Genomic DNA, 21,720 nt, shown 5'->3' with positions numbered 1-21,720 from the left:
CTGAAACTGCCAAAAATTCATCTGAAGCGGGCGGGTTCACGTCTGTCCGGCGGAAAACTCAGGTGATCCCCAGCCGGTCGACGAGCATCAGGAACGCGGCAGCGAAGTCGTTGTCGGCGGTCGCGACCCGTACCGCATCCCAGTCGACCCGCTCGCGCACCGCGCGGGCGGCCGGCAGCAATGCGGCGAAGTCGCAGTGGTGTTCGTTGAGTGAGCGCAGCTTCTCCGACACCACCAGCGTCGGCAGCAGCACCGGCATCCGGATCGCGAGCACGTCGTGAACCTCGGCGGAGCCCAGCACCGCCGCGTCCACTGATTCGCCGTTGAGCTGGTAGAGCACGTCGACCAGGACATCGTCGTCGGGATAGGCCTTGAACAACCAGTCCTCGGGGACGTGCACGATCTGAAAGCCGGCCTTGCGCAACGCCGTCTCGGCCGCCTCGGCGTCGGTTTCGGCGACGACGAAATCGACGTCGTGCACGGGTTCGGGTGCGCCGAAGACCCATAGCGCGTAGCTGCCGGCCAGGGCGAACTGCGGGCCGTGCGCCTTGAACGCCGACGCGGCGCGCTTGAGCGCGTCACGCAGGTCGTCATTGCGGTCGAACATGTGCGGTCCGGATCTGTCGGGCGTCGATGATGAGTGCGGCGCGGTTGTGGGTACTGAGTACCCATGCGGATGGCCACATTCAACATCCTGCACGGGCGCAGTGTTCACGACGGCGACGTCGACCTGGGCAGACTGGCTGCCGCCGTCGCCGAGCTCGACGCCGACATCCTCGCGCTGCAAGAGGTCGACCTGGATCAGCCGCGCTCGGGCAAGGCCGACCTGACCGCCGTCGCGGCCCGCGCGATGAACGCTGTGCACCACCGGTTCGTCGCCGCGATCTCCGGAACACCCGGTGCCACCTGGATGGCCGCAACCGGGCGGGAACAGCCCGGCACCGCCGCCTACGGCATCGCCCTGCTCACCCGGTATCCGGTCGAAAACTGGCAGGTGCTGCGGCTGCCACGGATACCGTTCCGGTTCCCCATGTACGTCTCGGGTATCCGCCGGTTCAGGATCGTGCACGAAGAACCCCGCGCCGCGATGGTGGCCCGCATCGACACCCCGCTGGGCGCGATCTCGGTGGCCAATACGCATTTGTCGTTCGTGCCGGGGTGGAATCGGTTGCAGTTGCGTCATCTCGTGCGTGATCTGAGCGGCTTCCCGGGTCCGCGGATACTCATGGGCGACCTGAACTCGAGCGCACCCGAACACTGGCGCGCCCTGGGGGCCGCCCCGACGTTTCCCGCCGACACGCCGACGACACAACTCGACCACATCCTCACCGACGATCCGGCGCTGTTCGTCACCGACTCCGAAGCGCCCCACCTACCGATTTCGGATCATCGAGCGTTGGTCGTGGACATTTCTTCGCGCTGAAGTCGTAGGGTTTTTCAGATGCGCGTCCTGTCAGTGGAGACGACGGAGCTGTTTGCCGGGCCGGCGGATCACCCCCGCCAGCTGGTCCGGGTGCGATACGAGGCCTGCGCTGCGCCGACGCCGGTGCGCGTCAGCGGAGACGGCCTCTCCGGAGAGGCGATCGCGGCGCCGGGCGGCGGCACCGTCGAAGTCCCCGTCGACGTTGAGCGAGGCGCTCCCGGCGAGGTCCGGCGCGCACGCGTGGACTCGACGGACTTCGACTTCACCGTCGCCGAACCAGGCTGGACCATGTACATGATCAGCCACTTCCACTACGACCCGGTCTGGTGGAACACCCAGGCCGCCTATACCAGCGTGTGGACCGAGGATCCGCCCGGACAGTGCCGCCAGACCAACGGATTCGACCTGGTGGCGGCCCACCTGGAGATGGCCCGGCGCGAGCCGGAATATAAGTTCGTGCTGGCCGAGGTGGACTACCTCAAGCCGTACTGGGACGCCCGGCCGGAAGACCGGGCCGATCTGCGCCGGTTCATCGCCGAAGGGCGCGTCGAGATCATGGGCGGCACCTACAACGAGCCCAACACCAACCTCACCAGCCCCGAGACCGCGATCCGGAACTTTGTGTCGGGCATGGGCTTTCAGCGTGATGTGCTGGGCGCCGACCCGGCCACCGCCTGGCAGCTCGACGTGTTCGGGCACGATCCGCAGTTCCCCGGGATGGCGGCCGACGTCGGCCTGACCTCCAGTTCGTGGGCCCGCGGGCCGCATCATCAGTGGGGGCCGATGCAGAACGACGGCGACCCCGAGCGCATGCAGTTCGCCAGCGAATTCGAGTGGATCGCGCCGTCGGGTCGGGGCCTTCTCACGCACTACATGCCCGCCCACTACTCGGCCGGATGGTGGATGGACTCCGCGGCCTCGCTGGCCGAAGCCGAGGAATCCACCTACACACTGTTCACCAAACTCAAACGAGTTGCGTTGACCCGCAACGTGCTCCTGCCGGTCGGCACCGACTACACCCCGCCCAACAAGTGGGTCACCCAGATCCACCGTGACTGGAACGCGCGCTACGTCTGGCCCAAGTTCATCTGCGCTCTGCCGTCCGAGTTCTTCAGCGCCGTGCGCGCCGAAGCCGACGAGCGGGGGATCACGCCCTCCCCGCAGACCCGCGACATGAACCCGATCTACACCGGCAAGGACGTCTCCTACATCGACACCAAGCAGGCCAACCGGGCCGCCGAAGACGCGGTGCTCGACGCCGAGCGATTCGCCGTGTTCGCCGGACTGCTGGGCGGCGCGGACTACCCCCAGGCCGCGATGGCCAAGGCCTGGGTCCAGCTGGCCTACGGGGCACACCACGACGCCATCACCGGATCGGAGTCCGATCAGGTCTACCTCGACCTGTTGACCAGCTGGCGGGACGCCTGGGAGCTGGGCGTCACCGCCCGCGACAACGCGCTGAGCCTGTTGTCCCGAGCCGTGGACGGTTCGGTCGTGGTATGGAATGCCTTGGCGCACAAGCGGACCGACATCGTCACCGTGCACCTGGACCAACCGTTCCCCGGTGCGCTGCTCGACAGCGACGGCAACGAAGTGCCTGTACTGGTCGAGCATGACGGGGCGAGCGTGAGCTGGCTGGCCCGCGACGTGCCGTCGCTGGGCTGGCGGGCCTACCGGTTCGTCGCCGGGACAGCGCGCGGCTGGCAACCGGCGGGGGGCGACGAGATCGCCAACGAGCGTTACCGGCTGCGTATCGATGCGGCCCGCGGCGGTGGGGTGTGCTCACTCGTCGACGACGGGCGTGAACTCATCGCCGACGGCGGCGTCGGCAACGAACTGGCGGTCTACGAGGAGTATCCGGCCCATCCGGAGGCCGGCGAAGGCCCCTGGCACCTGCTGCCCACCGGACCGGTCGTGGGCTCCTCGGCCGCCCCCGCCGAGGATGTGCAGTGTTATCAGAGCGCACTCGGACAGCGGGTGATCGTGCGGGGCCGCATTCCAGATCTGTTGCGCTACACCCAGATCATCACGCTGTGGTCCGGTGTGGACCGTGTCGATTGCCGCACCGTCATCGACGAATTCGTCGGCGCGGACCGCCTGGTGCGGCTGCGGTGGCCCTGCCCGGTGCCGGGCGCGTTGCCGGTGAGCGAGGTCGGCGACGCGGTGATCGGCCGTGGATTCGGCCTGATGCACGACCACGGAGCCGGCCACACCGGCAGTGCTGTTGACGCCGCCCAGCACCCGTGGACGCTGGACAACCCGGCTTACGGTTGGTTCGGCCTGTCCTCGGCGGCGCGGGTGCGTATCGGCGAGGCAGTCCGGGCAGTCTCGGTGGCCGAGGTCGTCGCTCCCGACGAGGGTGCCGACCCGCGCGAGCTGATGGTGGCCCTGGTGCGGGCCGGCGTCACGGCCACCTGCAGCGCCGCCGACAAGCCCCGCTACGGCGATCTCACGGTGGACTCGAACCTGCCCGACACTCGGTTCGCGCTCGGTGGTCCGGACGAAAACCCGTTCACCGCAGCTGTTCTCGCAGAAGCCGACATCGCCTACAGCGACGAGTTCAAACGTCAGATCGACGCGACGGGCTCGGCCCGGGTATGGGTTCCGGCCACCGCGCCGTTGTCCGAACAGTGGGTGCCGGGTGCCGACTTGCGTGGAGTGCGAACCCTGCCGGTGCTGATCCTGGCCGGCGACATCGATGCGGTGGTCGAGGATCTGGGGGACGCCGAGATCCTCGTTACCCAACAGGCGCCCGCGGCGGCCGAACCGTTCGACGCCCGCACTGTCGCACTGCTGAACCGCGGTGTGCCGAGCTTCGCCATCGAGCCCGACGGAACGTTGCACACGTCGCTGATGCGGTCCTGCACGGGCTGGCCTTCGGGCACCTGGATCGACCCACCGCGCCGGACCGCGCCGGACGGATCCAACTTCCAATTGCAGCACTGGACACACACATTCGACTACGCCCTGACCACCGGCCGCGGTGACTGGCGGGACGCGGGCATCGCATCGAGCGCCGCGGAGTTCAACCGGCCCCTGCAGCCGGCGGTGGCCGAATCGGACGCGGGTGGCGGGCTGCCGTCGTGGGGATCGCTGCTGGAGATCGAGCCGGCGGGCGCCGTACAACTGGGCGCACTCAAAGCCGCGGGGAATCCGCTCGCCTCGGGCAGCGTCCGCAGCGCCGATCCGGCCGACGGGGTGACCGCGCGCCTGGTCGAGATCACCGGAAGCCCTGCCGAGGTCACGCTGCGCTCCGGCCTACGTGCGGTCACCGCGGCCGCGAACCTGAACCTGCTGGAAGAACCGGCACCCGAGCAGCCGTCACATCTGAGCCTGCACGGCTACCAGATCGCCACGGTCTCCACGCAACTCAACCTGCCCAGGGTATTGCGCGGTGAGCATCGGCGATTGGCACCCGATGCCGAGGCGGCCCAACCGCTGTATGCCAGGTACTGGCTGCACAATCGTGGCCCGGCGCCCCTGGGCGGGCTGCCCGCTGTCGCTTACCTGCACCCGGAAGGCATTGCCGGCCAACCCGATAGCGAAGTGGTGGTGCGGCTGACCGCGGCCAGTGACTGCACCGATGCCGCACTGCACGGCCGAGTCAGGCTGACCGGCCCGGCGGAGTGGGATGTGCAGCCCGCCGAGTTGCCCTACGTCCTGCCACCCGGCGAACACCTGGAAACCGATGTGGTGCTGAACATCCCGGCCTCGGCCAAGCCCGGGCTGTATCCGCTGCGCGCCGAACTCTCGGTGACCGGCAGTGGATCAGACGCACTACCGCCCTCGTGGCGGCAGGTGGTCGAGGACGTCTGCATCGTCACGATCGGGGCACCCGAAGCGAACGTGCTCAAGCTGGTGTCCGAGCCCCACGGCGTCGACATCAGGGCCGGTGAGACCGCGCGGATTTCGATGGTGATCGGCACCGACGCGCTCGCCGGCCTGACCGCCGAGGCGCACCTGATCAGCCCGTGGGGAACGTGGGACTGGATGGGGCCGGCGGCGGTGGGCGTCGAAGTGCCCGCGGCCGGCACCGCCGAGATCGGGTTCGACGTCACACCACCACCGTGGGTGGAACCAGGCCAGTGGTGGGCGCTGATCCGGGTGGGTTGCGCCGGCCGGCTGATCTACTCACCCGCGGTGAAGGTCACGGTGCGATGAGCCACGTGACATGGGCGGCGCAGGTGGCCGGAAAACCGGTGTCGGTCACCGAGATCGACGAGCGGGAAGCCGTGCTGCGGGCCGGGAACCGTGCCTCGGCGCTGCCGCGCCCCGGCACCAGCGAGGGGCGGCAGCTGCGCCGCTGGCTCACCCAGTTGGTGGTCGCCGAACGGGTGGTCGCCGATGAGGCCTCAGCGCGCGGGCTGTCGGGCCTCGGTGCGCCCGGTCGCGACGAGGTCCTGCCCGACACCGCGGCCCAGCTGGAGATCGGCAGCGTGGCCGCCGCCACCCTGGACTCTCCGCTGGCGCGGGCGGTTTTCGTGGATGTGACTGCTGCAGTGGATGTTTCAGATGCCGAGGTGGCTGACTATCACGCGCGGAATCCGCTGCGATTCGCGTTGAAGCAGGCGGACCCGAGCGGATGGCGTGGCCGGCCGGTCTGTCCGTCGTTGGATCAGGTGCGCGACCGGGTCGCCGCGCAGCTGAGAGGGGCCGCCCGTAGGCAGGCCTTCCGGGAATGGCTCGACGCGCGCTGCGCGGCCGTGGTGCAACTCGCGCCCGGATACGAGCACCCCGGCGATCCCCGCCAACCGGACAACACGCACAAGCACTAGGAGCGCTACGTGACTCTCACCCTCGCGGTCGACATCGGCGGCACCAAGATCGCCGCCGGTCTGGTCGACTCCGAGGGGCGGCTGGCGCATCGGGCTCAGCTACCGACCCCCGACGGTGACGCCGAGACGGTGTGGGCCGTGGTCGAGAAGCTGCTCGGCGAGGCCATGCGGACGGCGGACGGTGCCGCGACCGGCGTCGGTGTCGCCTCGGCCGGGCCGATCGACCTGCCCCGCGGGACGATCACTCCGATCAATATCACTGAGTGGCAACACTTTCCGATAGTGCAGCGGGTGGCCGAGGTTACCCGTCTGCCGGTGCGGCTCGGCGGCGACGGGCTGTGTATGGCGCTGGGTGAGCAGTGGTGCGGGGCGGGGCGGGGTGCGCCGTTCCTGCTCGGCATGGTGGTCTCGACCGGGGTCGGCGGCGGTCTGGTGCTCGACGGCGCACCGTATGACGGCCGTACCGGCAACGCGGGTCATGTCGGCCACGTCGTCGTCGCACCCGATGGCGGCGACGCGTGTACGTGCGGCGGGCACGGCTGCGTCGAGACCATCTCGTCGGGCCCCGGCATGGTGCGCTGGGCCCGGCGCCACGGCTGGGACGGAACGGATGCCAAGGCGCTGGGTCAGGCCGCCAACCAGGGAGACGACGTGGCGCTCAAGGCCTTTCAGCGCGGAGCACGTGCGGTGGCGGCGATGATCGCGTCGGTGGGTGCGGTGTGTGATCTGGACCTGGTGGTGATCGGCGGGGGAGTGGCCAAGTCCGGGGCACTGTTGTTCGACCCACTGCGCGCTGCGCTGGCCGACTACGCCGGGCTGGAATTCCTGCGGGGACTGCGGGTGGTGCCGGCCCAACTCGGTGGCGACGCCGGCCTGGTGGGCGCGGCGGCCCTGGCCCGCGGCTGACGGTTGTGCTTCTGGATCTCCATGTGGGTGCGACCCCAGTTGCACAGGGCTTGCAGCACCGGCTCCAGTGTTCTTCCGTACTCCGAGATCGAGTAGTGCACGCACGGCGGCACCGTGCCCGCGTCATGGCGATCGATGATGCCGGCGTGCACCAGATCGTGCAGGTGCCGGATGAGCATGCGCTCGGTGATGTCGGGGATGCTGCGGCGCAGTTCGGCGGTGCGCATCGGCCCGTCGGCCAATCGCCACAGGATGGTGCCCTTCCAGCGGCCGTCGATGACCGACAACGTCGTGTCGATCGGGCACTCACCGATCTCTTTCTTGGAAACCGCCATGTCGGGCCTTCCTATGCTGACTAATTTGTCAGTACCTTGTTTTTTGTCAGCGTACTGACCAGGCTCGACGATGTGAACGAAATCCTGCAAATTCTCGCCGTCATCGTCATGGGTCCCCTTCTCGGTGTCGAGTTCGGGGTGGCCGCATTCACCAACCCGATCCTGCGGCGGCTGCCCGACGCCGCGTATCGGCAAGCTCGCGGCGCCGGTAGCCGGATCCTCGGGACGGCGATGCCGTTCTGGTACATCGGTTCCACCGCACTGCTGATTGCCGTCACGGTGTGGCGACCCGGGCCCCTGCTCATCGCGGCCGTGGTGCTGATGATCCTGGTCATGCTGCTGTCGGTGACCACGCTGGTGCCGATCAACAACCGTGTCGCCGCGGGATCCGGTGCTGCTGACGGGGGCCTCGATCAGTTCCACGACCTGGCCCGGCGCTGGGATCGTCTGCACTGGGTGCGCGTGGCGTTACTGGCGACCGCGTTCGTGCTGCTGGTGGTGGCCGGCGCCGGTTGAGGCGGGGCGGACGCTCCCGTTTTGGCTGATTGGCAGGTGTTCGGCTACTCTGGCCTGGTTCCACCGAAGACCGTCGGTCACCTAGCAATAGGTTGAAGGTCCGGGAGATGTCCCGGCGGCCCACGTAGGAGGACGAGGCTGGACCAGTTCCGCACTGGATTTCTCTGCGCCCCGACCTGTCTGCGTCGGGGCGTTCGTCATTTCACGGCCCCGAGTTTGGTGGAGCGCCCGATACCCACCACAAGGAGGCATGCATGGCCACAGATGACAAGGCCGCAGCGGTTGCCGACATTGTCGAGCGGTTCCAGGGGTCGACGGCTGCCGTCGTCACCGAGTACCGCGGCCTCACGGTGGCCAACATCTCCGAGTTGCGTCGTGCGCTCGGTGACTCCGCCACCTATCGCGTCGCCAAGAACACTCTGGTCAAGCGCGCGGCAGCCGAAGCCGGCATCGACGGGCTCGACGAGCTGTTCGTCGGTCCCACCGCGATCGCGTTCGTCACCGGCGAAGCTGTCGACGCCGCCAAGGCGATCAAGAAGTTCGCCAAGGACAACAAGGCGCTCGTCATCAAGGGCGGCTACATGGACGGCAAGGCGCTGTCCGTCGCCGAGGTCGAGAAGATCGCCGACCTCGAATCGCGCGAGGTTCTGCTCGCCAAGCTGGCAGGCGCCATGAAGGGCAACATGTCCAAGGCCGCCGGTCTGTTCAACGCGCCCGCTTCTCAGGTTGCCCGCCTCGCCGCGGCGCTGCAGGAGAAGAAGGCTGCTGAGGAAGCTGCGTAGAAGCTTCCGCTTCACCTGCCGCTGCTGCTCAACCGCACATACCACCCAACATCTGTAAGAAAAACCAGGAAGGACCATAAACATGGCCAAGCTGTCCACCGACGAACTGCTCGACGCGTTCAAGGAAATGACCCTGCTGGAGCTCTCGGAGTTCGTGAAGCAGTTCGAAGAGGTCTTCGAGGTCACCGCTGCCGCACCGGTCGCCGTTGCTGCCGCCCCCGCTGCTGGTGGCGCTGCCGCCGAGGCCGGCGAGGAGCAGTCCGAGTTCGACGTCATCCTCGAGGGTGCCGGCGACAAGAAGATCGGCGTGATCAAGGTCGTCCGCGAGATCGTCTCCGGCCTGGGCCTGAAGGAAGCCAAGGATCTGGTCGACGGCGCTCCCAAGCCGCTGCTGGAGAAGGTCTCCAAGGAGGCCGCCGACGACGCCAAGACCAAGCTCGAGGCTGCCGGCGCCACCGTCAGCGTCAAGTAGTTCGACACCTGACCGCAAGAACCCCCGAATCCCCACGGATTCGGGGGTTCTTTGCTTGGATGGGCTCCGATTGGTTCGACTCAGGACTGGGTACTCCCGGATGTTGGGAGACATGCGTGTGTGGTCGGCGCCGCGTGCGCTATGGTGACTCAAGCCACAGGCCGCAGCAGGTGGCGGGGTGAGCCGTAGGCGGAAGGATCTTTGATGGGCGTCCAGATCGATGTGACGGGGCTTAGTAAATCTTTCGGATCATCGAAGATTTGGGAAGACGTCACGATGTCGATTCCTGCTGGCGAGGTCAGCGTGCTTCTGGGCCCGTCGGGTACCGGTAAATCGGTGTTCCTGAAGTCCCTGATCGGCCTGCTGCGCCCCGAGCGCGGCTCGATCGTCATCGACGGCACCAACATCCTCGAGTGCTCGGCCAAGGAGCTCTACGAGATCCGCACCCTGTTCGGCGTGCTGTTCCAGGACGGCGCGCTGTTCGGCTCGATGAACATCTACGACAACACCGCCTTCCCGTTGCGCGAGCACACGAAGAAGAGCGAGAGCGAAATCCGCAACATCGTGATGGAGAAGCTCGAGCTCGTCGGTATGCCCAACGACGGCCACAAGTTCCCCGGTGAGATCTCCGGTGGTATGCGCAAGCGTGCCGGCCTGGCTCGCGCCCTGGTGCTGGACCCGCAGATCATCCTCTGTGACGAGCCGGACTCCGGTCTGGACCCGGTGCGTACCGCCTACCTGAGCCAGCTGCTGATCGACATCAACGCGCAGATCGACGCGACGGTGCTGATCGTGACGCACAACATCAACATCGCCCGTACCGTGCCCGACAACATCGGCATGCTGTTCCGCAAGCAGCTGGTCATGTTCGGCCCCCGCGAGGTGCTGCTGACCAGCGACGAGCCCGTCGTCAAGCAGTTCCTCAACGGACGGCGTATCGGCCCGATCGGTATGTCGGAGGAGAAGGACGAGGCGACCGCAGCCGCCGAGCAGGCCATGCTCGACGCCGGTCAGCACGATGGTGGTGTCGAAGAGATCGAAGGCGTGCCGCCGCAGCTGACCGCAACGCCCGGTATGCCCGAGCGTCAGGGTGTGGCCCGCCGCCAGGCCCGGGTGCGCGAGATCCTGCACACCCTGCCGCCCGCCGCGCAGGCCGCGATCCTGGACGATCTGGAAGGCACGCACAAGTACGCCGTGCACGAGTTCGGTGACGAGCCCACCACGCGCCACCACCGTGCGGTTGAGGACGATGCGCCGACCGGTGCCATCGAGGTGCCACACCAGAGCTGAGTTTGGATCAATCAGGCCGGGCCCCAGGGTCCGGCCTGATTTGCGTCATGGGGCAGGGCGCCGTGGCGCGGCGGAGTTGTACAGCTGGGTGCGGTCAGCGCATCGGGGCTGCTCGCGCCTTCGGAGTGGCCTGACCGGCGCTCGGCAGGAGTTTGCCCGACCTGCAGTTCAGGGGAGATCTCGGCGCACAAAACCGCGCGTCACCTCTTGACGGACGGCCATGGACAGGCCAATCTGTTGGGCAGCATGTGTGAAAGGGTTGAGGGACGCCAGCCAGCGCCGGGTGACCCGATTCACGCGGTGAGTATTGGTGGCCGAGGACTGCTCGTTGAATAAGTTGCCGTCTTGCGCTATTGTTGGACGTTGCGCTGGCTGCATCCTGCCCACCCTCACCTGACCTGCACATAGTGTTCTAGCCTGAGCGTTGCTCAGTATCTAGTCCTGTGCCGTGCGTATGGGGTTTCGGACAGGCTGAAGTGGGAAGTAGCCAGCCGAACCGACGCAGAAAAAGCGACGATCGGGCCGGCACTCGGATCTTTTCGAAGGCCTTCCGCGCAGTCGCATGAGGTGCTGGAAGGATGCATCTTGGCAGTCTCTAGCCAGAGCAAGTCAGCGAACGCTATCACCAATAACTCCGTCCCAGGAGCACCAAACCGAGTTTCTTTTGCCAAGCTCCGCGAGCCACTTGAGGTTCCGGGGCTGCTCGACGTTCAGACGGATTCCTTCGATTGGCTCGTGGGTTCGGATGAATGGCGGCAGAAGGCTGTCGATCGCGGTGAGACCGACCCCAAGGGCGGCCTCGAAGAGGTGCTCGAAGAGCTCTCCCCGATCGAGGATTTCTCGGGCTCGATGTCGCTGAGCTTCTCCGACCCGCGCTTCGACGAGGTCAAGGCGCCGGTCGACGAGTGCAAAGACAAGGACATGACCTACGCGGCTCCGCTGTTCGTCACCGCGGAGTTCATCAACAACAACACCGGTGAGATCAAGAGCCAGACGGTCTTCATGGGTGACTTCCCGATGATGACCGAGAAGGGCACCTTCATCATCAACGGCACCGAGCGTGTCGTGGTGTCCCAGCTGGTGCGTTCGCCGGGTGTGTATTTCGACGAGTCCATCGACAAGTCCACCGAGAAGACGCTGCACAGCGTCAAGGTGATCCCCGGCCGCGGTGCGTGGCTGGAGTTCGACGTCGACAAGCGCGACACCGTCGGTGTGCGCATCGACCGCAAGCGTCGCCAGCCGGTCACCGTGCTGCTCAAGGCGCTGGGTTGGACCAACGAGCAGATCACCGAGCGCTTCGGCTTCTCCGAGATCATGATGGGCACCCTGGAGAAGGACAGCACCGCCGGTCCCGACGAGGCGCTGCTGGACATCTACCGCAAGCTGCGTCCGGGCGAGCCGCCGACCAAGGAGTCCGCGCAGACCCTGTTGGAGAACCTGTTCTTCAAGGAGAAGCGTTACGACCTGGCCCGCGTCGGCCGCTACAAGGTCAACAAGAAGCTGGGGCTGAACGCCGGCCAGCCGATCACGTCGTCGACCCTGACCGAGGAAGACGTCGTCGCCACCATCGAGTACCTGGTGCGTCTGCACGAGGGCCAGACCGTAATGACGGTGCCTGGTGGTGTTGAAGTACCGGTCGAAGTCGACGACATCGACCACTTCGGCAACCGTCGTCTGCGCACCGTGGGTGAGCTGATCCAGAACCAGATCCGGGTCGGCCTGTCCCGCATGGAGCGTGTCGTGCGCGAGCGCATGACCACCCAGGACGTCGAGGCGATCACGCCGCAGACCCTGATCAACATCCGTCCCGTCGTGGCGGCGATCAAGGAGTTCTTCGGCACCAGCCAGCTGTCGCAGTTCATGGACCAGAACAACCCGCTTTCCGGGCTAACTCATAAGAGGCGTCTGTCCGCTTTGGGCCCCGGCGGTCTGTCCCGTGAACGTGCCGGCCTTGAGGTCCGCGACGTGCACGCCAGCCACTACGGCCGCATGTGCCCGATCGAGACCCCTGAGGGTCCGAACATCGGTCTGATCGGCTCGCTGTCGGTGTACGCCCGGGTCAACCCGTTCGGCTTCATCGAGACCCCGTACCGGAAGGTCGTCGACGGTGTGGTCACCGACCAGATCGACTACCTGACCGCCGACGAGGAGGACCGCCACGTCGTGGCGCAGGCCAACTCGCCGATCGCTCCCGACGGTCGCTTCACCGAAGACCGCGTGATGGTGCGCCGTAAGGGTGGCGAGGTCGAGAACGTGGGCCCGTCCGACGTCGACTACATGGACGTCTCGCCGCGCCAGATGGTGTCGGTCGCGACCGCGATGATCCCGTTCCTCGAGCACGACGACGCCAACCGCGCCTTGATGGGTGCCAACATGCAGCGCCAGGCGGTTCCGCTGGTGCGCAGCGAGGCCCCGCTGGTCGGCACCGGCATGGAGCTGCGTGCGGCCATCGACGCCGGCGATGTCGTGGTCTCGGAGAAGGCGGGCGTCGTCGAGGAGGTCTCGGCCGACTACATCACCGTGATGGCCGACGACGGCACCCGGCACACCTACCGGATGCGTAAGTTCGCCCGGTCCAACCACGGCACCTGCGCCAACCAGCGTCCGATCGTGGATGCCGGGCAGCGGGTCGAGGCCGGCCAGGTCGTCGCCGACGGTCCGTGCACCGAGAACGGTGAGATGGCCCTGGGCAAGAACCTGCTCGTGGCGATCATGCCGTGGGAAGGCCACAACTACGAGGACGCGATCATCCTGTCCAACCGCCTGGTTGAAGAGGACGTGCTCACCTCGATTCACATCGAAGAGCACGAGATCGACGCCCGCGACACCAAGCTGGGCGCCGAGGAGATCACCCGGGACATCCCGAACGTCTCCGATGAGGTGCTGGCCGATCTCGACGAGCGCGGCATCGTCCGCATCGGCGCCGAGGTCCGCGACGGCGACATCCTGGTCGGCAAGGTCACCCCGAAGGGTGAGACCGAGCTGACCCCGGAGGAGCGCCTGCTGCGTGCCATCTTCGGTGAGAAGGCCCGTGAGGTCCGCGACACCTCGCTGAAGGTGCCCCACGGTGAGTCCGGCAAGGTCATCGGCATCCGCGTGTTCTCCCGCGAGGACGACGACGAGCTGCCCGCCGGCGTCAACGAGCTGGTCCGCGTCTACGTGGCCCAGAAGCGCAAGATCTCCGACGGCGACAAGCTCGCCGGACGCCACGGCAACAAGGGCGTCATCGGCAAGATCCTGCCCGTCGAGGACATGCCGTTCCTGCCCGATGGCACCCCGGTGGACATCATTCTGAACACCCACGGTGTGCCGCGTCGTATGAACATCGGCCAGATCCTGGAAACCCACCTCGGGTGGGTCGCCAAGGCCGGCTGGAGCATCGATGTCGCCGAGGGGACTCCGGAATGGGCGTCCAAGCTGCCCGAGCAGCTGCACTCGGCGCCGGTCGACAGCATCGTGAGCACCCCGGTGTTCGACGGTGCCCGCGAGGAGGAGCTGGCCGGTCTGCTCGGCTCGACGCTGCCCAACCGCGACGGCGAGGTCATGGTCAATGCCGACGGCAAGGCGACGCTGTTCGACGGCCGCAGTGGCGAACCGTTCCCGTACCCGGTGACGGTCGGCTACATGTACATGCTGAAGCTGCACCACCTGGTGGACGACAAGATCCACGCCCGCTCCACCGGTCCGTACTCGATGATCACCCAGCAGCCGCTGGGCGGTAAGGCGCAGTTCGGTGGCCAGCGATTCGGTGAGATGGAATGTTGGGCCATGCAGGCCTACGGTGCCGCCTACACCCTGCAGGAGCTGCTGACCATCAAGTCCGACGACACCGTCGGCCGGGTCAAGGTGTACGAGGCGATCGTGAAGGGCGAGAACATCCCCGAACCCGGTATTCCGGAGTCGTTCAAGGTGTTGCTCAAGGAGCTGCAGTCGCTGTGCCTCAACGTCGAGGTGCTCTCCAGCGACGGCGCGGCGATCGAGATGCGTGACGGTGACGACGAGGACCTGGAGCGCGCTGCCGCGAACCTGGGAATCAACCTGTCGCGCAACGAATCCGCTTCAGTCGAAGACCTCGCCTGATCTCGCCCAGTAGTCAAGTTTCAACACCCGCAAGGGGAAAGGGAGTTACGTGCTAGACGTCAACTTCTTCGATGAACTCCGCATCGGCCTGGCCACTGCGGACGACATCCGCAACTGGTCTTTCGGCGAGGTCAAGAAGCCGGAGACCATCAACTACCGCACCTTGAAGCCGGAGAAGGACGGCCTGTTCTGCGAGAAGATCTTCGGACCGACTCGCGACTGGGAGTGCTACTGCGGCAAGTACAAGCGCGTCCGGTTCAAGGGCATCATCTGTGAGCGCTGCGGCGTCGAGGTGACCCGCGCCAAGGTGCGCCGTGAGCGGATGGGCCACATCGAGCTGGCCGCACCCGTCACGCACATCTGGTACTTCAAGGGTGTCCCGTCCCGGTTGGGCTACCTGCTCGACCTGGCCCCGAAGGATCTGGAAAAGATCATCTACTTCGCGGCCTACGTGATCACCTCGGTCGACGACGAGATGCGCCACAACGAGCTGTCCACGCTCGAGGCCGAGATGGCCGTCGAGCGCAAGGCCGTCGAGGACCAGCGTGACTCCGACCTGGAGGCCCGGGCCCAGAAGCTCGAGGCCGACCTGGCCGAGCTCGAGGCCGAGGGTGCCAAGTCCGACGTGCGCCGCAAGGTGCGCGACGGCGGCGAGCGTGAGATGCGTCAGCTCCGTGACCGGGCCCAGCGTGAGCTGGACCGGCTCGACGAGATCTGGACCACCTTCACCAAGCTGGCTCCCAAGCAGCTCATCGTCGACGAGGTGCTCTACCGCGAGCTGCAGGACCGCTACGGCGAGTACTTCACCGGTGCCATGGGTGCCGAGTCGATCAAGAAGCTCATCGAGAACTTCGACATCGAGGCCGAGGCCGAGAACCTGCGGGAGACCATCCGCAGCGGCAAGGGCCAGAAGAAGCTGCGCGCCCTCAAGCGTCTGAAGGTTGTCGCGGCCTTCCAGCAGTCGGGCAACTCCCCGCTGGGCATGGTGCTCGACGCCGTCCCGGTGATCCCGCCGGAGCTGCGTCCGATGGTTCAGCTCGACGGTGGCCGGTTCGCCACCTCCGACCTGAACGACCTGTACCGCCGCGTGATCAACCGCAACAACCGGCTCAAGCGACTGATCGATCTGGGTGCGCCCGAGATCATCGTCAACAACGAGAAGCGCATGCTTCAGGAGTCGGTGGACGCGCTGTTCGACAACGGCCGTCGCGGCCGTCCGGTCACCGGACCGGGCAACCGTCCGCTCAAGTCGCTGTCCGATCTGCTCAAGGGCAAGCAGGGCCGCTTCCGTCAGAACCTGCTCGGTAAGCGCGTCGACTACTCGGGCCGTTCGGTCATCGTGGTCGGCCCGCAGCTGAAGCTGCACCAGTGCGGTCTGCCGAAGCTGATGGCGCTGGAGCTGTTCAAGCCGTTCGTGATGAAGCGGCTGGTCGACCTGAACCACGCGCAGAACATCAAGAGCGCCAAGCGCATGGTCGAGCGTCAGCGTCCGCAGGTGTGGGATGTCCTCGAAGAGGTCATCGCCGAGCACCCCGTGCTGCTGAACCGTGCACCTACCCTGCACCGCCTGGGTATCCAGGCCTTCGAGCCGCAGCTGGTGGAAGGCAAGGCCATCCAGCTGCACCCGCTGGTGTGTGAGGCATTCAACGCCGACTTCGACGGTGACCAGATGGCCGTGCACCTGCCGCTGTCGGCAGAGGCGCAGGCCGAGGCCCGCATCCTGATGCTCTCCTCGAACAACATCCTGTCCCCGGCGTCGGGTAAGCCGCTGGCCATGCCGCGTCTGGACATGGTGACCGGTCTGTACTACCTGACCACCGAGGTGGCCGGGGATCTCGGCGAGTACGCGCCGGCCGGCAAGGATTCGCCGGAGCAGGGTGTGTACAGCAGCCCGGCCGAAGCCATCATGGCGCTGGACCGCGGTGCCCTGTCGGTGCGCGCCAAGATCAAGGTGCGGTTGACCGACGCGCGTCCGCCGGCCAACGTCGAGGCTGAACTGTTCGAGAACGGCTGGAAGCCGGGCGACGCCTGGACCGCCGAGACCACGCTGGGCCGGGTGCTCTTCAACGAGCTGCTGCCCAAGGGCTACCCGTTCGTCAACGAGCAGATGCACAAGAAGGTCCAGGCCCGGATCATCAACGACCTGGCCGAGCGCTTCCCGATGATCGTGGTGGCGCAGACCGTCGACAAGCTCAAGGACGCCGGCTTCCACTGGGCCACCCGTTCGGGTGTCACGGTTTCGATGGCCGACGTTCTGGTGCCGCCGCAGAAGCAGGAGATCCTGGAGCGGCACGAGGCCGAGGCCGAGGCGATCGAGCGCAAGTACCAGCGCGGCGCGCTGAACCACAACGAGCGCAACGAGTCCCTGGTCAAGATCTGGCAGGACGCCACCGAAGAGGTGGGTAAGGCGCTGGAGGAGTACTACCCGGCCGACAACCCGATCATCACGATCGTGAAGTCGGGCGCCACGGGTAACCTCACCCAGACCCGCACCCTGGCCGGCATGAAGGGTCTGGTGACCAACCCGAAGGGTGAGTTCATCCCGCGCCCGATCAAGTCCTCGTTCCGCGAGGGCCTGACGGTGTTGGAGTACTTCATCAACACCCACGGTGCCCGTAAGGGTCTGGCCGACACCGCTCTTCGTACCGCCGACTCGGGTTACCTGACCCGTCGTCTGGTGGACGTGTCGCAGGACGTCATCGTTCGCGAGAACGACTGCGAGACCGAGCGCGGCATCGTCGTCACGCTGGCCGAGCGCGCTGCGGACGGTTCGCTGATCCGCGACGCACACGTCGAGACCTCGGCGTTCGCCCGGACCCTGGCCACCGACGCAGTCGATGCCGACGGCAACGTCGTCATCGAGCGCGGCCATGACCTGGGTGACCCGGCCATCGACGCGCTGCTGGCTGCCGGCATCTCGCAGGTGAAGGTGCGCTCGGTGCTGACCTGTGGCTCGGCTGCCGGTGTGTGTGCCAAGTGCTACGGCCGTTCGATGGCCACCGGCAAGCTGGTCGACATCGGCGAGGCCGTCGGCATCGTCGCCGCCCAGTCCATCGGTGAGCCCGGTACCCAGCTGACCATGCGTACCTTCCACCAGGGTGGTGTTACCGGTGGCGCCGACATCGTCGGTGGTCTGCCTCGCGTGCAGGAGCTGTTCGAGGCTCGTATCCCGCGGAACAAGGCGCCCATCGCCGACGTCGCGGGTCGGGTCCGGCTGGAGGAGAGCGACAAGTTCTTCAAGATCACCATCGTTCCCGACGACGGTGGCGAGGAAGTTGTCTACGACAAGCTCTCCAAGCGTCAGCGCCTGCGCGTGATCACCCACGAAGACGGCTCCGAAGGTGTGCTGTCCGACGGTGACCACGTCGAGGTCGGTGACCAGCTGATGGAAGGCTCCGCCGATCCGCACGAGGTGCTGCGTGTCCAGGGCCCCCGCGAGGTGCAGATCCACCTCGTCAAGGAGGTCCAGGAGGTCTACCGGGCCCAGGGCGTGTCGATCCACGACAAGCACATCGAGGTCATCGTCCGGCAGATGCTGCGTCGCGTCACGATCATCGACTCGGGCGCCACGGAGTTCCTGCCCGGCTCGCTCACCGAGCGTGCCGAGTTCGAGACCGAGAACCGTCGCGTCGTGGCCGAGGGCGGCGAGCCCGCGGCCGGACGTCCGGTGCTGATGGGTATCACCAAGGCATCGCTGGCCACGGATTCGTGGCTGTCGGCGGCGTCGTTCCAGGAGACCACCCGCGTGCTCACCGATGCGGCGATCAACTGCCGCAGCGACAAGCTGCAGGGTCTGAAGGAAAACGTGATCATCGGCAAGCTGATCCCGGCCGGTACCGGCATCGCCCGTTACCGCGACATCCAGGTGCAGCCGACCGAAGAGGCCCGCGCTGCGGCGTACACGATCCCGTCCTACGAGGATCAGTACTACAGCCCGGACTTCGGTGCGGCCACCGGTGCCGCGGTGCCGCTGGACGATTACGGATACTCGGACTACCGCTAGTCACTTCTCTGCGCGAGCAGACGCAAATGTCCCCGCACGCCCGGCGTGTCGGGGACATTTGCGTCTGCTCGGCAAGTTATCCACAGCCAGCGAGCCCGGTGACTTTCGCAGCGGTGGGAGCACAAGCACGATCAACGGGTGTTCATCGATGAGGTGTTCGCCGTCAACGGCGGGGTGGCTACCCACCGGCAGCTGATGGGAGTGATGTCCCGAAAGACTCTCGCGCAGCATCTGCGTGTCGGGGCCATCATCAGGGTGTGGCACGGGATCTATGCGCTCACCCCACCGGACACCCTGGACCGCCTCGCCGGGCTGGACCTGATAGCCGGAAAGCCGATGGTCGCCTGCCTGCACACCGCAGCCGACCTGTACGGCTTCGGAACCGAGAGCGATGCCCGCCTCCATGTACTTGATCCCGGTGTCCGAATGCGCCCGACTGCCGGCCTGATGGTGCACCAGAGAATCGGAGCGCCGTTGCAGCGTGTGCAAGGTCGGTTGGCGACGGCTCCGGGATGGACGGCCGTAGAAATCGCGAGGACCTTGCGCCGGCCGCGTGCGCTGGCGGTCCTCGACGCCGCTATGCGCAGCGGCACCTGCGGTGACGGGGAACTCGACGCAGCGATACGCGAACAGAAAGGGCGCCGCGGCATCGTGAACGTTCGGGAGCTGATCGAGTACGCCGACGGCCGCGCGGAGTCTCCGATGGAGAGCGAAGCCCGATTGGTGTTCATCGACGGTGGGTTGCCGCTACCTGAGCTGCAGTACGAAATCGTTGACCTGTACGGCAAGCTGTGGCGCGTCGATTTCGCTTGGCCGGATGCGATGGTGGTCGCCGAGTACGAGAGCATGGAATGGCACGCCAGCCCTGCGGCTCTCAAGCATGACCGGCTGAAGGTCGCCCGGCTGCAGGAGTGCGGTTGGACGTCGATCCCGCTCGTGGTCGATGATGTGCGGCGCAATCCGTTGGACCTGGTTGCCAGAGTTCGCCACCACCTCGAGCGTCCTCGTTTAGCCGGTTGAGCAGACACAAATGTCCCCGACACGCCGGGGACAGCGGGACATACGCGTCTGCTCGGCGGAGAAGGGTGTCACCGTGCCCACCTAGACTTGGCGGCGTGCTCATCGGCTCACACGTAGACAACACCGACCCGCTGGCCGCGGCCGCCGCGGACGGCGCCGACGTCGTCCAGTTCTTCCTCGGGAACCCGCAGAGCTGGAAGAAGCCGAAGCCTCGCGAGGATGCGGCGGTGCTCAAGGCGTCGACGGTGCCCCTGTACGTGCATGCGCCCTACCTGATCAACGTGGCCTCGGCCAACAACCGGGTGCGGATTCCGTCCCGCAAGATCCTGCAGGACACGTGCGACGCGGCGGCCGAGGTCGGCGCCACCGCGGTGATCGTGCACGGCGGGCATGCCGATGACAACGACATGGAGGCCGGGTTCGAACGTTGGGTCAAGGCCCTTGATGCGTTGAACACCGACGTGCCGGTCTATCTGGAGAACACAGCCGGCGGCGATCACGCGATGGCCCGGCATTTCGACACCATTGCCAGGTTGTGGGACCACATCGGGGACAAGGGCATCGGGTTCTGTCTCGATACCTGCCACGCATGGGCGGCGGGGGAGGCGTTGATCGACGCGGTGGACCGCATCAAGGCCATCACCGGGCGCATCGACCTGGTGCACTGCAACGATTCGCGCGACGCGGCCGGTTCCGGCGCCGACCGCCACGCCAATTTCGGTGCCGGCCAGATCGATCCGCAGTTGCTGGCCGCGGTGGTCAAGGCCGCCGATGCGCCGGTGATCTGCGAAACGGCCGAGGAAGGCCGCAAGGACGACATCAACTTCCTGCGCGAGCACGTCGGTTGATCACAATTCGATAGCGAACGCCGGTCAAACGTGCGATGACCGATCGGTGAACTACGCTCACCCGAGTGACCGCGATTGACCGGCCATCAATTGCGCTGCCGCTCGCTCCGGATCCTCCTCCGCCGCCGCGCGGCAACCGTCTGCGGTTCGTCCGTTACGCGGCGATCGCGGTGTGGGCCGGCGTCGTGATCTACCGGACCGCCACCGACGGTTTCGCGTTCAACCGCGAGCTGCTGCTGGTCTATATCTGCACGGGTCTGCTGGTCGCGAGCATCGGGCAGGGCAGACGGATGCTGTACGTCGTCCGGGACTGGCTGCCGTTCGCGTTGGTGCTCGTTGCCTACGACCTGAGCCGCGGAGCGGCCACCCTGGTCGGCCGACCCACGTTGTGGCACTGGCAGGTCGACGCGGATCGCTGGATGTTCTTCGGCACCGTGCCCACGGTGTGGTTGCAGGAACGGCTGAAACAGCTGCACCCGCCGTGGTGGGAAGTCGTGATCAGTACGGTCTACATGTCTTTCTTCATCCTTCCCTACGTGGTCGCCGGGGTGCTGTGGCTGCGCGACCGCGAGGAATGGAAGCGGTTTGTCCGACTGTTCGTCGGGCTGTCGTTCACCGCGTTGGCGGTTTACGCGCTGTTGCCGGCCGCGCCGCCGTGGGCCGCGGCCCGGTGCACGGCCGCCGACGTCGATGGTGGCCCATCCGGGCCCAGGTGCATGTTCCGCTCGGCGCGTCACGCGGTCGACGGCGGGCTGCTGGGCGCCGTGGACACCAGCCAGGACGGTGCGCACGCGTGGATCGAGAGGATCGTCACCCGGGGTTGGGGCAAGCTCAATCTGCACTCCGCGACCGCGCTGATCGACCAGGGGCAGGCGAGCGTGAACCTCGTCGCGGCGATCCCGTCCCTGCATGCGGGCCTGACCGCCGCCGTTGCGGTGTTCTTGTGGAGCCGGGTGAACCGCGGATGGAGGCCATTCCTCGTGGCCTATCCGCTCATCATGGCCTTCACCCTGGTGTACACGGCTGAGCACTATGTCATCGACATCCTGCTCGGCTGGGCATTGGCGGGCGTGGTGATGTTCGCGCTGGGTCGTTACGAAGCGCGACGGTCGGCACAGGCTGATGAAAGCGGTGATCTGTCGACTGCCGAACCCGATCGGGTCTGAGCGCTCGCGAGCCGCGGTCTGCAGGTCTTCTGTCACGCTAGCGTGGCTCCCGCGATCGGGAGCCACGCGGACGTGACATTGGCGGGCAAGGGCACGGCGTGGCC

Annotated in this window: 15 protein-coding genes; 13 read left to right on the top strand and 2 right to left on the bottom strand. The window is 66.6% G+C overall.

What is annotated here, in order from left to right:
• Positions 1–58 precede the first annotated feature (58 nt).
• Positions 59–607, bottom strand: coding sequence for a nucleotidyltransferase family protein (locus BKG60_RS27520; protein WP_070944332.1), 549 nt, complete (start codon positions 605–607; stop codon positions 59–61).
• A 63-nt stretch (positions 608–670) separates the two neighbouring features.
• Between BKG60_RS27520 and BKG60_RS27515 the strand changes: the two genes are divergently transcribed.
• Genes BKG60_RS27515 through BKG60_RS27500 form a run of 4 tightly spaced genes read left to right on the top strand, consistent with a single transcriptional unit; the run spans position 671 to position 7,104 of the window.
• Positions 671–1,423: an endonuclease/exonuclease/phosphatase family protein gene (locus BKG60_RS27515; protein WP_075910227.1), complete on the top strand. Its 753-nt coding sequence runs from the start codon at positions 671–673 to the stop codon at positions 1,421–1,423.
• An 18-nt stretch (positions 1,424–1,441) separates the two neighbouring features.
• Positions 1,442–5,584 (top strand): glycoside hydrolase family 38 N-terminal domain-containing protein, encoded by a 4,143-nt coding sequence (locus BKG60_RS27510; protein ID WP_075910226.1) that lies wholly within the window; start codon positions 1,442–1,444, stop codon positions 5,582–5,584.
• Positions 5,581–6,198, top strand: a complete 618-nt coding sequence (locus BKG60_RS27505; protein WP_070944329.1) for a DUF7158 domain-containing protein — start codon at positions 5,581–5,583, stop codon at positions 6,196–6,198. The genes BKG60_RS27510 and BKG60_RS27505 overlap by 4 nt, the downstream gene beginning before the upstream one ends.
• A gap of 9 nt (positions 6,199–6,207) precedes the next feature.
• Positions 6,208–7,104, top strand: coding sequence for an ROK family protein (locus BKG60_RS27500; RefSeq protein WP_070944328.1), 897 nt, complete (start codon positions 6,208–6,210; stop codon positions 7,102–7,104).
• Here the strand turns inward: BKG60_RS27500 and BKG60_RS27495 are convergent.
• Positions 7,005–7,439 carry a winged helix-turn-helix transcriptional regulator gene (locus tag BKG60_RS27495; protein ID WP_070944327.1) on the bottom strand — a complete coding sequence of 145 codons (435 nt, stop codon included), beginning with the start codon at positions 7,437–7,439 and terminating at the stop codon, positions 7,005–7,007. The two genes, BKG60_RS27500 and BKG60_RS27495, sit on opposite strands and share 100 nt — an antisense overlap.
• 72 nt (positions 7,440–7,511) lie before the next feature.
• On the opposite strand from BKG60_RS27495, the gene BKG60_RS27490 reads away from it, so the two are divergent.
• The 9 genes from BKG60_RS27490 to BKG60_RS27450 all read left to right on the top strand — a co-directional run bounded on the left by BKG60_RS27490 (position 7,512) and on the right by BKG60_RS27450 (position 21,616).
• Positions 7,512–7,955, top strand: a complete 444-nt coding sequence (locus tag BKG60_RS27490) for an anthrone oxygenase family protein (RefSeq protein ID WP_070944326.1) — start codon at positions 7,512–7,514, stop codon at positions 7,953–7,955.
• Positions 7,956–8,209: 254 nt separating this feature from the next.
• The gene (gene rplJ, locus BKG60_RS27485; protein WP_070944325.1) at positions 8,210–8,737 is read left to right on the top strand and encodes a 50S ribosomal protein L10; all 528 of its coding nucleotides are present in this window, start codon (positions 8,210–8,212) and stop codon (positions 8,735–8,737) included.
• Between the two features lie 82 nt (positions 8,738–8,819).
• Positions 8,820–9,209 carry a 50S ribosomal protein L7/L12 gene (rplL, locus tag BKG60_RS27480; RefSeq protein WP_070944324.1) on the top strand — a complete coding sequence of 130 codons (390 nt, stop codon included), beginning with the start codon at positions 8,820–8,822 and terminating at the stop codon, positions 9,207–9,209.
• Positions 9,210–9,413: 204 nt separating this feature from the next.
• Positions 9,414–10,499 (top strand): ABC transporter ATP-binding protein, encoded by a 1,086-nt coding sequence (locus BKG60_RS27475; RefSeq protein WP_070944323.1) that lies wholly within the window; start codon positions 9,414–9,416, stop codon positions 10,497–10,499.
• A gap of 585 nt (positions 10,500–11,084) precedes the next feature.
• Positions 11,085–14,579 carry a DNA-directed RNA polymerase subunit beta gene (rpoB, locus tag BKG60_RS27470; RefSeq protein WP_371725693.1) on the top strand — a complete coding sequence of 1,165 codons (3,495 nt, stop codon included), beginning with the start codon at positions 11,085–11,087 and terminating at the stop codon, positions 14,577–14,579.
• Positions 14,580–14,628: 49 nt separating this feature from the next.
• Entirely contained in the window at positions 14,629–18,582 is a 3,954-nt protein-coding gene (locus BKG60_RS27465) for a DNA-directed RNA polymerase subunit beta' (RefSeq protein WP_070944321.1), read from the top strand.
• A 195-nt stretch (positions 18,583–18,777) separates the two neighbouring features.
• Complete coding sequence (locus tag BKG60_RS27460; RefSeq protein ID WP_239251663.1) at positions 18,778–19,602, top strand: hypothetical protein; 825 nt, start codon at positions 18,778–18,780, stop codon at positions 19,600–19,602.
• A 95-nt stretch (positions 19,603–19,697) separates the two neighbouring features.
• Positions 19,698–20,450 carry a deoxyribonuclease IV gene (locus BKG60_RS27455; protein WP_070944319.1) on the top strand — a complete coding sequence of 251 codons (753 nt, stop codon included), beginning with the start codon at positions 19,698–19,700 and terminating at the stop codon, positions 20,448–20,450.
• 65 nt (positions 20,451–20,515) lie between these two features.
• On the top strand, positions 20,516–21,616 hold the full coding sequence (locus BKG60_RS27450) for a phosphatase PAP2 family protein (RefSeq protein WP_083339212.1): 1,101 nt from the start codon (positions 20,516–20,518) through the stop codon (positions 21,614–21,616).
• The last annotated feature ends 104 nt before the right edge of the window (positions 21,617–21,720 follow it).

Origin of the sequence: Mycobacterium syngnathidarum, assembly GCF_001942625.1 — a bacterium.
Lineage (GTDB): Bacteria > Actinomycetota > Actinomycetes > Mycobacteriales > Mycobacteriaceae > Mycobacterium > Mycobacterium syngnathidarum.
Note: the sequence above shows the minus strand (reverse complement) of the source record. Positions and strands in the feature narration are given on the sequence as shown.

Excerpts from the sequence above, each read along its gene's own strand:
- BKG60_RS27475 (WP_070944323.1), top strand. The coding sequence starts at position 9,414 with ATGGGCGTCCAGATCGATGTGACGGGGCTTAGTAAATCTTTCGGATCA.
- rplJ (WP_070944325.1), top strand. The coding sequence starts at position 8,210 with ATGGCCACAGATGACAAGGCCGCAGCGGTTGCCGACATTGTCGAGCGG.
- BKG60_RS27460 (WP_239251663.1), top strand. The coding sequence starts at position 18,778 with ATGGGAGTGATGTCCCGAAAGACTCTCGCGCAGCATCTGCGTGTCGGG.
- BKG60_RS27510 (WP_075910226.1), top strand. The coding sequence starts at position 1,442 with ATGCGCGTCCTGTCAGTGGAGACGACGGAGCTGTTTGCCGGGCCGGCG.
- BKG60_RS27505 (WP_070944329.1), top strand. The coding sequence starts at position 5,581 with ATGAGCCACGTGACATGGGCGGCGCAGGTGGCCGGAAAACCGGTGTCG.
- rplL (WP_070944324.1), top strand. The coding sequence starts at position 8,820 with ATGGCCAAGCTGTCCACCGACGAACTGCTCGACGCGTTCAAGGAAATG.
- BKG60_RS27495 (WP_070944327.1), bottom strand. The coding sequence starts at position 7,439 with ATGGCGGTTTCCAAGAAAGAGATCGGTGAGTGCCCGATCGACACGACG.
- BKG60_RS27520 (WP_070944332.1), bottom strand. The coding sequence starts at position 607 with ATGTTCGACCGCAATGACGACCTGCGTGACGCGCTCAAGCGCGCCGCG.
- BKG60_RS27515 (WP_075910227.1), top strand. The coding sequence starts at position 671 with ATGCGGATGGCCACATTCAACATCCTGCACGGGCGCAGTGTTCACGAC.